We start from the raw sequence: 13,640 nt of genomic DNA, 5'->3' as shown, positions 1-13,640 counted from the left end.
GCATGAGAAAGGATAGGGTGAGTACGTATGGACTCAAGAATTGTCCACTTGTTTGTGTGTGATGGCCTCTCCGATTGGGAGATAGGCTATGTGCTGCCCATGCTGAATAATCCAGCTATAGGCTATAGCGTGCGAACTGTTGGGGTGAGCCGGGAGCCAGTCAGGACGGCTGGCGGCCTGGCCATCCTGCCTGACCTCCAACTTGCTGAGCTAGAACCAGCGCAGAGCGCGATGTTGATTTTACCTGGTAGTGGTGCCTGGGAGCAGAGCGGCTATCCTGAAGCGATCGATAAAGCCAGGAAGTTTTTAGCGGCAGATGTGCCTGTAGCGGCTATCTGTGGTGCGACAGCAGGCCTGGCGCTGGCAGGCCTGCTGGATGATAGACCCCATACGAGCAATGCTCGCGAGTACCTACAAGCGCTGGACTATCGTGGCGAGGCTTTCTATCAAGAGCAGCCAGTGGTGACCGATGGCAACCTGATTACGGCGAGCGCGACCGCCTCTCTTGCCTTCGCATACCATATTTTGCAGAAGTTACAGGCCTATAGCCCACGTGTGCTTGAGGCCTGGTATGGTCTCTTTACCTCTGGAGACAAGGCATATTTCTACGCCTGGCAACAGGCAGCCGCTGAGGAGAACGCAGGCGTGTAGTTTGCGCCATAGAGCGTTCCATCTTTTCGCCCTTCGCTTGTAGGAGTTTACCATTGGCCTGGTTCTATGCTGGCTGATAGTGATGTGTGGGTCAGGTCAGTTACTCAACGTCGCGCCGGGAGCCACTGTCGGGGTCGGTGGAATCAAAGTAGATGATGCGTGATGGTTTTAGACGTATGACCTCGGAGCTAAACTGAGGCATTACCGCCTGCCCACCTTCTCCGAGCGCCTCGGCGCGTCCGCGAATCTCCAGGCAGCGTGGTTTCCAGGGTGGCAGAACATCGTCAATGACGAAGGAGGCCCGGCCATTGCGCGCGATATTGCGGAACTTCTGCGACTGCCCCATATTATGGCCACCAATATCGATGGTATCAAGCTCTGGATTGTAGCGGAAGGATACAGGAGCTACCTGCGGCTCCCCTTTCGCGTTCACCGTCGCCAGCCTGCCCAGACGCTGAGACTGCATGTATTTCAACTCTGCTTCCGTAAAGACGCTCATGTTCATCACTCCTTACAATTAGCTTTGAACTTTCTTCTCAATAGATACTTACATTTTGTTTGCTGAAAAATAATAGCATTCTTCTTATGGAAGCACACTGTCCTTTAGGGTAGCTCCTGCCTGTTCCAAAGGTCAGGAGGACAATCATCTCCCACACATCTCTAGAAGGTTTTGCTGGTGGAGATGGCGATGTAGCCGGGAACGTGCCAATACCTCTCCGCATTGTGCTGGCGGGCGATGGCCTCATCGAGCTGAGGCTCGATGACGTTCCGGCTTGTGTCAGAAAAGGGTCGATTTTGCAACCCATCAAAAGGAATGTGGGCCTCTTGGTCTCCCTCTGTTGATGAAGACGAGCATGGGCTTGATCGTCGAACAAGGACGCGGCGTTTTGACGGGCGACGGCTCGTTAGTCAGGAAGCACCGCCAGGCGCAACTGGTGCAGGTGTGCAGGATCGACGACCGCATCCATGGCGACGATCTTGCCGCCCCTGATGGTGAGACGCAGCAGGAGCCATCCACGCGGGGCCATAACGATTCCCACCGCTCCGTCCACGAGTACCGGCTGTGCGAAGGGGATGCGTCCCAGGAGACGGCTGGCTCCCCTGGCGACGGCCTGCGCACCACGGACCTCCCTTACCGCGCCTCGGGACACGGCTGCGTGGTCGGCTCGGAACACGATATCTGGGTCGAGCACTGCCAGCAGCGCGTCGAAGGAACCTTCGCGCGAGGCGGCGAGGAAGGCATCAACGACATCTCGGCTTGCGGCCAGATCGGCGTCTTTCACCATTGCCGACCCGCGCACGCGACGGCGGGCGCGGCTGGCAAGCTGCCTTGTCGCCGTGGGAGAACGTTCCACAATAGGAGCAATCTCATCGAAGGGCACGGCGAAGATGTCGTGCAGGACGAAGGCGAGGCGCTCGGCGGGAGCAAGCGTGTCGAGTACCACCAGCAGCGCCAGACCCACGGAATCGGCAAGCTCCGCTTCTTCCTCGGGGTCAATCCCGCCCTCGCGGCTTGTGATGGGCGCGGACACGGACGCTTCCAGAGACTCCTCACGCCGTGACGCACGCGCATGGAGCATGTTGAGGCAGACTCGCGCCACCACCGTCGTCAGCCACCCGCCCAGGTTCGAGACAGTACTCGTATCGGAACGACTCAGATGCAGCCAGGCCTCCTGGACGGCATCCTCCGCCTCGGCGAGTGAGCCGAGCATGCGGTAGGCCATCGCTCGTAGGCGAGGACGCTCTGCCTCGAATTGCTCCGCCAGCCAGTTGTGTGTCTCTATCATCGGTCACATTTCCTCGTTTCGTTTTGTCATAGAAATAACGAAGGAAATCTGTCCGATGTAGTCGGAACGGCTCAGATGCAGCCAGCCAGTTGTGTGTCCCCTTCATCGGTCACATTTCCTCGTTTCGTTTTGTCATAGTAATGACAAAGGAAACCTGGCCGATGTGACAGGGAGACGCACTTTCGCTTCTCGCGTCGACCGGGCGATCCGTCAAGATCAACCCGAAACGTCAAACAACGGATGAGGTCCATCAACATATGTCGCCATACCTGCGACCAGAATGCTCGCAGAAAAAGAAATAGAAGTACAAGAGAGGTCCGATAGTATGCAGGATGAAACAACAGGAACGCAAGAAAAACAACGGCAGGCAGTGGTGATTGGTGCGGGCATCGCTGGCCTGCTGGCGGCACGAGTTCTTGCGGAGCATTATGAGCAGGTGCTGGTGGTAGAACGAGACGCGTTGCCCGTCCAGCCCCAACCACGTGCAGGCACGCCTCAGTCACATCATCTCCATCGGCTGTTGCCACGTGGCAAGATGATCCTGGAACGCCTGTTTCCTGGTTTCCTTGATGGCTTGCTCGAGCACGGAGCCTTCTCTCTGGAGCATACCAAAAGTCTTCTGATTGCCAAGGATGGACGCACCACACTCAGCACTCCAAACCTGGCGGGCAAGGATGCATCGTGTAGCCGGGCCCTGCTGGAGTGGGAAATACGGAAGCGCGTGCAGGCGCGTGCAGGCGTGCGTTTTCTGACCCATCAGGACGTGATTGGCCTCGTCGCGTCATCTGACCGCAAACGCATCACGGGTATCTGCGTGCGTGAGCATGGACAAATCGCCGAGCGGACAACCATAGCAGCGGATCTGATCATTGATGCCAGTGGACGTTCCTCCAAACTTCCCCACTGGCTCCAGGAACTGGGCTACCATCTGCCTGAGGATGAGCAGGTCCATTCCGCCATTGGCTATAGCACACGCTATTACCAGTTCCCGGCAGATGCACATCACGAGTGGAGTAACGCGCTCAAACCTTTCTCTCAGAGCGATGGGGTCGCGTTCTCGCTCCTTGAGAACCACACCTGCGCCGTGATCATCGGCAATATCGGAGGCCATTATCCTCCTACCGATGCCGCGGCGTTTGAGCAACGACTCGCCGCCGTCATTGGGGCACACCTCCCCTCACTGTTGCAAGACGCTCGGCCACTGGACGATCCGCGCGGCTACCGCATCCCAGTATGTGTGCGCCATCACTTTGAGCAGATGGAGGATTGGCCCACTGGTCTGCTGGTCATGGGAGACGCCTTCTGCAATTTTGACCCCATTTACGGACAAGGCATGAGCGTGGCCGCGATTGAGGCGGAGACCCTGGCGCGTTGTTTGCACGAGCAACAGAGCCATCCCCAACCCATATTCGAACGGCACGTGCTCCAGCGCATGCAGGAGGCCATCGCCCCGGCCTGGTGGCTCAGTAGTGTCTCTGATCTCAGCGTGCCAGGCGTCACCTATACGGGTCCTTCGCCATTGCGCGGCGTCAGGTTGATCCAATTGTATCTCGACCTGTATCTCAAATATGCTCCGGTACATGATCGGGAATTGATGCAAAAAGGAATGCTGGGGCAAACGTACATGCTCAAAAATTTCTTGATGAATGGACTGCTGATCTCACCGCGTGCGGTGTTCAATGCCCCTGCGTTTGCCACCTTACTCGCTGTGGGAGAAGCTTCAGAAGCTTCAGCAGAACAGCAACTGCTGGCAGTGCTTCTCCAGGGCTATCCTCAACGCTTCGAGGCGATCCTCGATGAGATCATTCCTGACTTCTCCTTGTCGTTTGAGGATCTGCAAGCATTCGCACCAGGGGAAGAAGTTCTGATGCCTCAGGAGTCTCATCCTGTGTGAAATGAGACTCCCTGCAAGGGGCTTCTCAGAAGCATGATACGGTCAATGGTTATTGAGAGAGTTTCCAAGATTGGAGGGACATCTATCATGGCAGCAATAAACATGCAAGGAAAAGTGTGTCTGGTAACAGGCAGCAGTTCGGGGATTGGGAAGGCGACGGCCAGAGAACTGGCCAGGATGGGTGCGACGGTGGTGATGGTCTGCCGCAATCGCGCCAAAGGTGAAGCCACACAGGCAGAGATCAAAGAGGCGAGTGCAAACGCGCAGGTGGACCTGATTGTCGCCGACCTCTCTGAGCTTTCCCAGGTGCGCCGCGCCGCCAGTGAGTTTACGCAAAAATACCCGCAGCTTCACGTGTTGATCAATAACGCAGGGGGATTGAAGAGTGAACGGGAAGTGACAACTGACGGCTTGGAGTACGCCTTTGCCACCAATTACCTGGCTCCCTTCCTGCTCACCCAACTACTGCTGGATACGCTCAAGGCCAGTGTCCCGGCACGTATCATCAGTGTCAGTTCCGCCGGGCATACCCTTGGGAGAATCGATTTTGCAAATTTGCAAGGCGAACAACGGTATAGCCCCTCAAGAGCCTATGCTGATACCAAGCTAGCACAACTCTATTACACGTACGAACTGGCCGAACAGCTCAAAGGGACGGGCATCACCGTGAATGCGCTTCATCCAGGAGCGGTAGCCACCAACTTCAATGACAACCTGAGAGGCTTGGTGGGTTTGATTGGAGCGTTCAACAATTTGGTGGGAACAAGTGCAGAAAAAGGAGCGCAGACGACGCTCTACCTGGCAACCTCGCCTGAGGTAGAGGGAGTAAGTGGGAAGTACTTCTCCAAGTGCAAGCAGACACCTTCCTCCAAGCGTTCCTATGACGTAGCAGTGCGCAAACGTCTCTGGCAAGTGTCAGAGGAGTTGATTCGGCCATATGCTCAATCAGCAGCGAATGAAGTACGACCTCGTGGAGAGATAAGGACCATGTAAGGAGATGGGCATTTCTCTAAACAACCTCGAAAGTAGGCTAGAACACGGTTAATTTCAAGATTTACAAAAGACAAGAAAGGAAAACAATCGCAATGACTACCAATCTATCACATTCCGAATTCACGCAACTGGCATCAGAGAAGCAGATCGAGAAGACCGTCCAGGCACTGCAAGCGCACGGCATACGCGTTGTCGTCTTTGAGACCGGCGAAGAAGCAAGAACGTATGTGCTTGACCAGATCCCCGATGGCGCAGAGGTCTATGATGGGCCCTCGCGTACCCTTGAATTGATTGGCCTGACAGAGCAGATCGAACACGCAAACCACTTTCAATCGGTGCGCGCTCGTTTATCTACGCTTGATTACGCGACCCAGCGCCACGAGATGCGCAAACTGGTCGCAGCCCCCGATGTACTGCTGGGCAGCATCCACGCGATCACCGAACAGGGCGAGGTGCTCATTGCATCAGCCGCTGGCAGCCAGTTAGGTGCCGCCGTCTTTGGCGCGGACACAGTGATCTGGGTGGTTGGCACACAAAAGCTCGTGCGCACGCTGGAAGATGGACTTCGCCGCATCCGCGAATATAGCCTTCCCTTAGAAAATGAACGTGCTCAGCAAGTCTACGGCCAGGCCAGCGCCATCAATAAACTGCTGGTCATCAATGCAGAGCACGAGCCCGGTCGTATCACGATGGTCCTGGTCAAGCAGCAGCTTGGCTTCTAGAAGATCTGGGAAAGCAAAATGTACAATATTGTCAATGTTTATTGATAGAGTTTCGTAGTTAGTCAGCAGAAGGGAGACTATCATGAAAGTGCTGATTGCTGGAGCGAGTGGAGCTCTGGGCACCCCCTTGACCCGTGCCCTCATCGTAGCAGGACACGAAGTTTTTGGGTTGGCCCGTTCCCCTGAGAGTAGAGATCACCTCTCTCACCTTGGCGCTCACCCGATCCAGGCAAATGTGATGGATCGCGACGACCTGCTCAGAGCAGTCTCGGGGGTGCAAGCCGACGCAGTCATTCATGCGCTGACCGCGCTCAAGAAGACGCCTCTGCGTCATCAGGATATGTATGCCACCAACGCGCTGCGCGATGCTGGGACCACGAATCTGCTCGCTGCCGCCAGGGAGGTAGGAGCACGCAGGTTCGTAGCGGAGTCGATGACGTTGGGCTACGGCTACGGTGACTGGGGCGAAAAGGTCATCACTGAAGACAGTCCGTTCGCACCTGCTGGAAGTTCTTCCCAACTAGAACGGCACGTGGCCGGGTTCCGCTCATTGGAGCGGCAGCTCTGGGAAGCGACCCAGGAGGGCTGGATCGAGGGGATCTCGCTCCGCTATGGATACTTTTATGGGCCAGCCTCTCTCGTCCCTATTCTGGAGACCCTGCGCCGCCGAAGCCTTCCTCTGCCTGATGGGGGCCGCGCGGTCACCTCCTGGATTTACCTGGAAGATGCGGCAGCCGCCACGGTCGCAGCCCTCGAACGGGGCAAGGCAGGAGAAGCGTATAACATCGTCGATGACGAACCGGTACACAATACAGACTTCTTCACGTTCCTCTGCCAGCAGGCTCACCTGCCGAGGCCCTTTTCACTCCCAAGCTGGATGATGCGTCCACTCGCGCCCCTGGCGACCGACTTCTTCGCGACCTCCATGCGCGTCTCCAACGCGAAGGCGGTGCGTGAGCTTGGTTGGAAACCAGTGGCTGCCCCGACCTATCGGCAGGGCATCCAACAGGCGCTTCTTGTGCTCGACCAGCAAGAGAGTATGAGCAGCGCGGGCAAAAGGCGATAAACCGTCCTTCCAACTGCTTTTCGCCTGCCCTCATATGACAACGAGGGGTCTCACCTCTCTCCCCAATCCACCTGTTTTATCTCACTTTTTCCCTGCGATCAGCGCATGGCGGAGGTGCAGAGGCAAACAGGTGGCGGGCAATCCTGCACGTCTCAGCCAGTCCAAATGCTCTTCAAGAGAGGCTGGATAATCTTCTTTGCCTTGCAATCGCTCAAGGAAGTCAGAGGCGCAGGAAGAGCGATTGGAGAGCTTATTTTGCGAGATATATCCATGATGTTGACGGCAGCTGAAGCTGGTCCCTATCAGTGCCATGTGCTCACTTCCTTGAAGAGTGCAGATACCAACAGGGTACAGCGTGTGGCGATCTCTCTGGAAGTGGATGGTCTTCCCTGTTCAAGCCACCAGGTAATAGCCTCCACAAGCATCGTGGACACCAGGTCTGGCACCAACCCATCGGAGAATGAGAGGATGGGCTGGTCTGTTGTGGCTGACCTGGCTAGCCTATGTCCCTGCCCATGCTCCTCGACCAGGTCAGCTAGAGCCATACGCATCTTTCTTACAAACCAGGGGCTTCCCTTGCTGCCCAGCAGGGCTCGATAGAGTCGCTCGTATTTTGCGATATGCTCGAAGAATGTTACCCAGACCTCTGGGGGATGCTGCCCTGGACCCATCTCTCCGACCGCATTGAGCAAGGCGCTCATGGCTTCCTCAAAGATCTGCTCCACCAGGTCATATTTATCTTGATAATTGCGATAGAATGCGGCCCGGCTCACCATCGCCCGCTCGGTCAATTCGCCGATAGTGAGTGCTTCGAAGCCTCGCTCCTCGATCAACTCAACTAACGCCTCCCGCAACAGTTTCTGCGTCCGTCTCACGCGTAGATTGCTTGCCGATTGAGTCATTTTACGCTCCTTGTCTCATCTGAGACATATTCCCCTGATTGAGCCTTGTCTCTTAGCTCTCGCCCAATTACACTTAGAAAAAGACCACAAAGGTTCATCTGAAACAGTATGTCTCAAACGTGTCTGCCTGTCAACAGACACTTTTTCAAAAGAGAAGTTTTCTCTTAAAGGAGCAAGATCTATGCATTCGTTTTCACAGCATCGCCACCGCACTGCGGGCGAGGCATCGGACAAAGAGACAAAAGGACTGGTTGGGAGCGGAGGGTGGCGCTACGATCTGCACGAATGGCTCACCGACATCTTCATGTTTCGGGGCAAAGTGCGGGAGCTGAGGCAAAAAATCGTCAACCTGGCCCGCATTCAGCCTGGAGAGACGGTGCTGGATGTGGGCTGCGGCACGGGAACGCTGGTGATGGAAGTGGCCCGCCGCGTGGACCGTGTAGGCCGTGTTGTGGGTGTTGACCCCGGACATCAGCAGATTGTCCGGGCTCGCGCGAAAGCGGCTCGGCGCGACATACCCATCGAGTTCCAGATCGGGGTGATCGAGCAACTCGCCTTTCCCGATCAATCATTTGATGTGGTGTTCTCGACCTTGATGATGCACCATTTGCCTGCTCCTCTCAAACGCCAGGGGCTCGCGGAAATCGCCCGGGTACTCAAACCTGGGGGGCGGCTGGTCATGGCCGATTTCACTCACAAGAAGGAACGCCAGGGCCAGCCTGCGCGCTTTCACGCCGGGGGGAGCCGCACGCACGATTTGACCGTCCTCGTCTCGGAGTCCAGTTTCTCGCAGATAGAAACTGAGGAGATGCGGCCTTCACGCTTCTCAGCTTTCCCAGGCGCAGGCTTTGTCCTGGCCCACAAAAGCTCAAACTGAGTGCGTACAGGCACGGGAGTCGTGACCCTGACAGGACCTTACGCGAAGATTTACATGTTGGGAATGAGAGCACCTGAAGATCAGGTGGTAGAGCGCTTCAAAGGCCTGCAACGTGTGCAATGATTTCCCTCAGGATCGCCATGCCCTGAAGAATCTCAGGGATCTCCAGGCTTGCATAGCCCAAAAGCAGACCAGAACGGTCAGGGGGACCAAGATAGTAGGAGTCAAGAGGGGTGACGATGACATTGCGCTGCCGAGCCAGATGCGCGACGCGCGTGGCCGAAATTGAGGATTCCAGTTCAAGATAAACATGCAGGCCAGCTTCCAGCCCACGTAAGCGCGCGAGATGGGCGATGGGTGCAAGAGTTTGCGCCACGATGCGTCGCTTTTGCGCATACTGATACCGCATGCGTCGAATATGTCGATCCAGATGCCCCCGAGCGATGAAGTCAGCGAGCATCTGTTGCAGCGGCCAGGAAACCTGCTCATCCGTCAGATACGTGAGTTGCCTGATCCGTTCACACAGCTGGGGAGGAGCTACCAGATAGCCAACGCGCAAGGCAGGGGTCAGCACTTTGGAGAATGTTCCGATGTAGGCGACGCGCCCGACCTCATCAAGGCTGGCCAGGGCCGGAAGCGGGAGGGCATCGAAACGGAACTCGCTATCGTAATCATCCTCGATAATCAGGCTATCGTTGGCCTGTGCCCAGGCCAGCAACGCCAGGCGTCGGTCAACGGCGAGCCGGGTTCCAAGTGGATACTGGTGCGATGGGGTGGTATAGACCAGTAGTGGAGCGGCAGGTCCATGTGGGAGCCGTTCGACTTGCATCCCATTCTCGTCAACCGGCACCAGCAAGAGGCGTCCTCCCCGGGCCAACACGGTCTGCTGGGCAGAAGGATAGCCCGGCTCCTCCATTCCGACGTCATCACCGACGGAGAGCGTTGCGCGCACGATGAGGTCAAGCGCATGCGTGGCTCCCGCTGTGATAAGAATGTTCTCTGGGGTACAGGCCAGGCCGCGAGATCGCCCAAGGTAGGCGGCAAGCTCTGCTCGCAGCGTCGGGTCCCCATCGGTGGGACTGTGGCTGTTCGGTGGCAAACGAGCAGTGACCGTTCCCCAGGTCTCGCGCCAGACACGGAGAGGAAGAGATGAGAGGGAAGGTATCCCCAGGCGAAACGCGATAGCCTGCGGGGGAATGGATGCTTCGTACCCCAGCGGGGGAGCTTTCTCAAGCCAGCGCGGAAGAGTATTCGGCAGCGAAGGAGTCTGACGTGGCAGCGGAGGAAGATCCGTTCTGACATAGGTCCCCGATCCGTGCCGCCCTTCCAGATACCCTTCGGCAAAAAGCTCATCATAGGCGGAGCTCGTGACCGTCCGTGAGACGCCAAGAGCCTGTGCTAAGGTGCGCGTCGAGGGGAGTCGCGCACCTCCTGAGACGCGCCCATCGAGAATAGCTCGCCGTAATTGCTCACAGAGTTGTCGATAGATCGATGTTGGTGCGGTACGATCAAGCGTAATGGGCAGATCGAGGCCGGGTGCGAATTTTTTTCCAGGCATCATTGCTCCTTCAAGTGGCATCTGCCATGCTGCAAAATGTGGCCCTTTTGGGAATGCCATCCTCAGGCTATAGTATTGTACGTGAGGTACGCAAAGGGAAGCAAGCAGCAACTACTACCAAAACAAGGAAAAGAGCATGAACAACACCTTCGTTCTTCTTTGGATGCCTGGGTCGGCCTGGATGAAGGGCAAAACGGTGCGCGAACAGTCATATTGGGCGCAACATGCCGACTTCATGGACCAGCTTTTTGAAAGCGGGATGGTGGTTCTCGGTGGCCCCTTCGCCGATGCCACAGGATCACTGGTCGTCGTTGAGGCTGAAAGCAAACAAGCAGTCGTTGACTTGTTTGCGCGCGATCCGTTTGTAGTGCATGACATTTTTGCCCTGAGCCTGCTTAAACAATGGCAGCTTTTTCTGGATGCGCGAAGCACTGCATAAAGGCATGTTTGAACAGAGCGCGCTCGCGTTGCGTCGCGAGCCATTGCAGTTTTACAAAGGAGACCGTCGTGTATGAATTACACGACCCAACGTGAAAATGGTCGTTTGATAGAGGAGAAACACAATGACCGCGTCACATGGAGCATCCCAGGATGGACGGACTGATTTTGATTTCATCATTGGACGGTGGAATATCCACCATCGACGGCTACGGGAGTGGCTCAAGGGTTCCACATCCTGGGAAGATTTTGAGGGGACAGCGGTGGATCACAAGATCCTGGCGGGGTGGGGCAGTGTCAGCGAGGTCAACATGTATCGAGCAACGGGTATGGCGGAAGCTTTTTCGACGCGCCTCTTTGACCCCGAGTCAGGGGAGTGGAGCATCTATTATGCAGGAGGAACGGCAGAAGGAGCCCAGGGGACCTATACTCTCCCAATGATTGGCGGGTTTCACCAAGGGCGTGGAGCATTCTATGCGCACGAAACCTTTGGGGGCAAGCACGTCTTGTGTCGGTGGCTCTGGTCGGACATCACCCCTACGTCGTGCCATTGGGAGCAAGCGTTTTCTGTGGATGGAGGAAACACCTGGGAGACAAACTGGGTAATGGATCTCAGCAGGCAGGAGAAGTAGATAAAACGTTCAGTAGACCCATAAGTATTTTTTCGATCACTGAATACAATGTGCGATATAAGTAACGTTATATCACACGTTGTATTCTACAAAAATACACTGAGAAGTTGATTATTTCTTAACGACACGGTACCTGATATGCGTTACCAATTTTGTGCCACTTATTTCAAAAGGTTCAAGTTCGATATCGGGAACGCCCTCAAAGAGACGCGCTCCAGAACCTATGGTTACGGGTACTATGTGTAGCCACAAATCATCAATAAGCCCTGCTGATAAATATTGATTGATGGTATTTGCTCCACCCGCTATCGCAATAGTTCTCTCCCCGGCCACTTCTTTTGCTCGAGACAGTGCTGCTTCAACACCGTCTGGAATGAAGATGAATGTTGTGCCACCATCCATAGCAATAGGGTCTCTCCGATTTTCAGACAATACAAAGACAGGAGCATGGTAGGGTGGATTCTCTCCCCACCAGCCCTTCCAGCCGGTGCTCCCTCGCTTTTCTTTTGGGCCAAACATGTTGCTCCCCATAATGAACGCACCCGCATCTTGTGATGCATCCAATTCAGCCTGGTGTTTTTCTGGCTCATCGAACATCCAGTGGTGAAGTAAATTTTCAGGGATGTCCCCAAAAGGTTTTTCAAAACTCTGATTGGGTCCTGCAACGAAAGCATCTAATGACATTGCAATTGAGCAGGTAACTTTATTCATGCGATTTTCTCCTATCGGTGACAGTTACAGCCCTCAAATCCCAGTGGAGCAAGAACATTTGCATATCTATCAGTCCCCTGCATATTTTTGCTCCCTCTTTTTAGAATCATCTTCCCTCAATCTCTTACGGATGAAGCTGGTGACGGTTGCGTCAGATCTTTGTTGGTGAGCATGGCCAGGGCGGCAGGGCCTGGATTCTGACGTAATCTGGATGATGACTTCTGATTGCGTCATACGGGTGAGATATGCTCCTTGCCCGCAGGATCAGAACCATGCTTGATTTCCGTCAAGGACGGGCGAGCCACATCAACAAGAGAAGCAAAGCCGTCGTGGTCACTGGCAGAATGATCGTTTTGGCCTTGACATGATGCCAGGGATGAAGAGAAACGCAGAGAATCAGCACTATCTGTAACAGAGCCGCCGCGAATCGCAGTGGGGGCAAGATGAGCCCGATGCCGGAAATGACTTCTACGACGGCAGAAACGTAGTAGACCCAAAGGGGAAAGTGTTCGAGATAGCTCTTTTTTGCCCATTCCCATCCATACAGTTTCCTTGCCCCAGCAAACAGGAAGAAGATGCCAAGGACAATGCCGAGCAGGTTGACCACGAGCGATGTTGTTTCAAAAGACATATTTTCTCCTCAAAACCAGATGGAGGGTAAGCAGTAGAGGCAACATGTTGTCGCAAAATACGATATACTGTCGCTGAATGGAGTATAGGGCGACAGCCGAGCACAAGCAAGCATCAAAGATGGAACGCTGTCGCATTTGACGACACAAAGGGAAAATTGATGCGCAAACACCAGGATATCCGAGCCAGGTTTACACGCAAACTCCTTCAGGAGACGTTGATTGCTTTACTGGCCGAAAAACGTTTTGAGATGATTACCGTGGGGGAAATTGCCGAGCGGGCGATGGTGAATCGGGCCACCTTCTATCGCCATTATCAGGATAAATATGCGTTAGGCAACAGCCTGTTTCAAGAAGCGATTGATCAACTTACCTGCGATCTGCGCTCTCCACTTAAGTCCCCCTCCGCCTCCGAAGTCGAGGGGGCGACCCTCCTCCTGGCTGCCTCTTTCACACACATTGCTGAGTATTCGAGATTGTATCGGGTGATGGTGAGGAATGTATGGTTCACCGCAAAGATGTATGACACCCTGGCGGAACTGCTGGGCAAGCGTCTCCATCTGCCCCCTAGAAGTTCGCAGAACGCTCTCGAACGAATGCCAGAAGAGCTAGCCGTTGCTTCTCTGACGAACTGGTTAATCAGTATGATCCGTTGGTGGCTCGAAAATGGAATGCCCTATCCCCCCAGCAAATGGCGCTTTGGTGCACCACCTTTGTTTCCTCTGGGCTTTTTCAAGCTATAGGCATTCTAAACTGATGAAGCGGGACGCTGGACTCTCG

General features: G+C 55.1%; 16 protein-coding genes. 9 read left to right on the top strand and 7 right to left on the bottom strand.

Translation table 11 applies throughout. The features are described 5' to 3' along the window. Positions 1 to 27 precede the first annotated feature (27 nt). Positions 28 to 651, top strand: coding sequence for a type 1 glutamine amidotransferase family protein (locus JMJ04_RS25985; protein ID WP_201373327.1), 624 nt, complete (start codon positions 28 to 30; stop codon positions 649 to 651). 100 nt (positions 652 to 751) lie between these two features. Here the strand turns inward: JMJ04_RS25985 and JMJ04_RS25980 are convergent, their stop codons facing one another. Both JMJ04_RS25980 and JMJ04_RS25975 read right to left on the bottom strand, forming a co-directional pair. Continuing rightward, positions 752 to 1,150 (bottom strand): PPOX class F420-dependent oxidoreductase, encoded by a 399-nt coding sequence (locus JMJ04_RS25980; RefSeq protein WP_201373326.1) that lies wholly within the window; start codon positions 1,148 to 1,150, stop codon positions 752 to 754. A gap of 406 nt (positions 1,151 to 1,556) precedes the next feature. Further along, positions 1,557 to 2,438: a sigma-70 family RNA polymerase sigma factor gene (locus JMJ04_RS25975; protein ID WP_201373325.1), complete on the bottom strand. Its 882-nt coding sequence runs from the start codon at positions 2,436 to 2,438 to the stop codon at positions 1,557 to 1,559. A gap of 325 nt (positions 2,439 to 2,763) precedes the next feature. On the opposite strand from JMJ04_RS25975, the gene JMJ04_RS25970 reads away from it, so the two are divergent. The 4 genes from JMJ04_RS25970 (at position 2,764) to JMJ04_RS25955 (ending at position 7,113) form a co-directional block, all read left to right on the top strand. Beyond that, a complete protein-coding gene (locus JMJ04_RS25970) occupies positions 2,764 to 4,332 on the top strand; it encodes an FAD-dependent oxidoreductase (RefSeq protein ID WP_201373324.1) in 1,569 nt (522 codons plus the stop codon). Between the two features lie 87 nt (positions 4,333 to 4,419). After that, on the top strand, positions 4,420 to 5,325 hold the full coding sequence (locus tag JMJ04_RS25965) for an SDR family oxidoreductase (RefSeq protein ID WP_201373323.1): 906 nt from the start codon (positions 4,420 to 4,422) through the stop codon (positions 5,323 to 5,325). 92 nt (positions 5,326 to 5,417) lie between these two features. Continuing rightward, on the top strand, positions 5,418 to 6,047 hold the full coding sequence (locus JMJ04_RS25960) for an LUD domain-containing protein (RefSeq protein WP_201373322.1): 630 nt from the start codon (positions 5,418 to 5,420) through the stop codon (positions 6,045 to 6,047). A gap of 82 nt (positions 6,048 to 6,129) precedes the next feature. Continuing rightward, the gene (locus JMJ04_RS25955) at positions 6,130 to 7,113 is read left to right on the top strand and encodes an NAD-dependent epimerase/dehydratase family protein (protein WP_201373321.1); all 984 of its coding nucleotides are present in this window, start codon (positions 6,130 to 6,132) and stop codon (positions 7,111 to 7,113) included. Between the two features lie 81 nt (positions 7,114 to 7,194). Here the strand turns inward: JMJ04_RS25955 and JMJ04_RS25950 are convergent, their stop codons facing one another. Together JMJ04_RS25950 and JMJ04_RS25945 are read right to left on the bottom strand one after the other, a co-directional pair. Continuing rightward, positions 7,195 to 7,425, bottom strand: coding sequence for a hypothetical protein (locus JMJ04_RS25950; RefSeq protein ID WP_201373320.1), 231 nt, complete (start codon positions 7,423 to 7,425; stop codon positions 7,195 to 7,197). Next, positions 7,416 to 8,015 (bottom strand): TetR/AcrR family transcriptional regulator, encoded by a 600-nt coding sequence (locus tag JMJ04_RS25945; protein WP_201373319.1) that lies wholly within the window; start codon positions 8,013 to 8,015, stop codon positions 7,416 to 7,418. Before JMJ04_RS25945 ends, JMJ04_RS25950 begins: the two co-directional genes overlap by 10 nt. A 181-nt stretch (positions 8,016 to 8,196) precedes the next feature. On the opposite strand from JMJ04_RS25945, the gene JMJ04_RS25940 reads away from it, so the two are divergent. Further along, entirely contained in the window at positions 8,197 to 8,892 is a 696-nt protein-coding gene (locus JMJ04_RS25940) for a class I SAM-dependent methyltransferase (RefSeq protein ID WP_201373318.1), read from the top strand. A gap of 97 nt (positions 8,893 to 8,989) precedes the next feature. Here the strand turns inward: JMJ04_RS25940 and pdxR are convergent, their stop codons facing one another. Beyond that, entirely contained in the window at positions 8,990 to 10,453 is a 1,464-nt protein-coding gene (gene pdxR, locus JMJ04_RS25935) for a MocR-like pyridoxine biosynthesis transcription factor PdxR (RefSeq protein ID WP_201373317.1), read from the bottom strand. Between the two features lie 133 nt (positions 10,454 to 10,586). Here pdxR and JMJ04_RS25930 point away from each other — a divergent pair, with 133 nt between their 5' ends. Together JMJ04_RS25930 and JMJ04_RS25925 are read left to right on the top strand one after the other, a co-directional pair. After that, positions 10,587 to 10,889 carry a YciI family protein gene (locus JMJ04_RS25930; RefSeq protein ID WP_201373316.1) on the top strand — a complete coding sequence of 101 codons (303 nt, stop codon included), beginning with the start codon at positions 10,587 to 10,589 and terminating at the stop codon, positions 10,887 to 10,889. A gap of 124 nt (positions 10,890 to 11,013) precedes the next feature. Further along, on the top strand, positions 11,014 to 11,520 hold the full coding sequence (locus JMJ04_RS25925) for a hypothetical protein (protein ID WP_201373315.1): 507 nt from the start codon (positions 11,014 to 11,016) through the stop codon (positions 11,518 to 11,520). Between the two features lie 111 nt (positions 11,521 to 11,631). Here the strand turns inward: JMJ04_RS25925 and JMJ04_RS25920 are convergent, their stop codons facing one another. Together JMJ04_RS25920 and JMJ04_RS25915 are read right to left on the bottom strand one after the other, a co-directional pair. Then, positions 11,632 to 12,231, bottom strand: coding sequence for a dihydrofolate reductase family protein (locus tag JMJ04_RS25920; protein WP_201373314.1), 600 nt, complete (start codon positions 12,229 to 12,231; stop codon positions 11,632 to 11,634). Between the two features lie 286 nt (positions 12,232 to 12,517). Further along, positions 12,518 to 12,862, bottom strand: a complete 345-nt coding sequence (locus JMJ04_RS25915) for a DoxX family protein (RefSeq protein WP_201373313.1) — start codon at positions 12,860 to 12,862, stop codon at positions 12,518 to 12,520. 159 nt (positions 12,863 to 13,021) lie between these two features. Between JMJ04_RS25915 and JMJ04_RS25910 the strand changes: the two genes are divergently transcribed. Continuing rightward, positions 13,022 to 13,603, top strand: coding sequence for a TetR/AcrR family transcriptional regulator (locus JMJ04_RS25910; protein ID WP_201373312.1), 582 nt, complete (start codon positions 13,022 to 13,024; stop codon positions 13,601 to 13,603). Positions 13,604 to 13,640: the final 37 nt, after the last annotated feature.

The sequence above is a fragment of the Ktedonobacter robiniae genome, from assembly GCF_016587375.1.
Taxonomy (GTDB): domain Bacteria; phylum Chloroflexota; class Ktedonobacteria; order Ktedonobacterales; family Ktedonobacteraceae; genus Ktedonobacter; species Ktedonobacter robiniae.
Note: the sequence above shows the minus strand (reverse complement) of the source record. Positions and strands in the feature narration are given on the sequence as shown.